Source organism: Ornithinimicrobium sp. F0845 (assembly GCF_023015765.1).
Lineage (GTDB): Bacteria > Actinomycetota > Actinomycetes > Actinomycetales > Dermatophilaceae > Ornithinicoccus.
Window position 1 is genome coordinate 1 of sequence record NZ_JALKAL010000038.1, and the last position, 1,097, is coordinate 1,097.

Below are 1,097 nucleotides of genomic sequence, written 5' to 3' on the forward strand. Positions count from 1 at the left end.
CTGGGGGAAGGTCGATGAGGACGGGACCGCGAGCTTCGGGATGTCCTGCACCGGGACCCAGCTGGCCGCGATCAGCGACCGGCTGGAGGGCGCGGCCCGCCGGGCCCGCGCCAACGGTGAGGGCCGCACCCTGGGCCAGCTGCGTGCCGCGATCGGCACCGTGTTGCTGCTGCGCGGCACCGTCCACCTGGACGACTGGCCCGACGGCGACGACCTGATCACCCCCGAACAGACCGCACAGCTGGCCGCGATCCTGGACGGGCTACCCCCAGCGGTCCTGAATGTCATCGTCCCCCTCAACCACCTGAACCCCGACCCCGACGGCTCCGCCGACCCCGACTGTGACGGCGAGCAGACCGGTGCGGACGCGGCGGACGAAGCAGACGGTGCCGGTGAGCCCGGCGACCGGCACTGCACCTGCGCCGAGGCCACATCCTCGGCCGCTGCCGACCCGACCCACGGGCGCGGCGCCGACGACCACACCCAGGACAGCCCGACGCAGGCAGAGGACCACAGCGGCAGCGACGCGCAGGGGGACTCTGCCCCCGAGACGGGGCAGCCGCAGGACTCTGCCCCCGAGACGGGTCAGCCGGGCGACTCTGCCCCCGAGACGGGGCAGCCGGGCGACTCTGCCCCGCGGACGGATCCGCTGGGGGACTCTGCCTCTGGGCAGGGCTCTGCCCCGGGGGCGGGTGAGCACGGGCCGGACTGTGCCTGCTCACTGCCCGGCCCGGGCCCGCAGGAGAACTCTGCCCCGGGCGCACGGCTGGTGGGGCCGGCTGCGGCCCGGTTCGGGTCCGGGGTGTTCGGCATCGGGGAGGTCCTGGGCCGCCGGTCCACGTTCCTGTCCCCGCAGGAAGTGGCCCGGCTGGCGTTGACCCCAGGGTCGGTGATGCACCGCCTGGTCACCGACCCGCTCACCGGGCGGTGCCTGGAACGCTCCACCAAGTCCTACCCGTTCACCCCCGTGATGAAGGCCCAGATCGCCTTCGCCGACGGCATGTGCCGCGCGCCGGGCTGCACCCAGCCCGCCGCGGCCTGCCAGTTCGACCACGTCACCGCCCACGCCACCGGCGGGCACACCTGCGAGGCCAACG

1 pseudogene is annotated in these 1,097 nt (G+C 74.7%); it reads left to right on the plus strand.

The window, feature by feature from the left end:
• Window positions 1-1,097: pseudogene (locus MWU75_RS19620) on the plus strand (hypothetical protein); the annotation flags it as partial.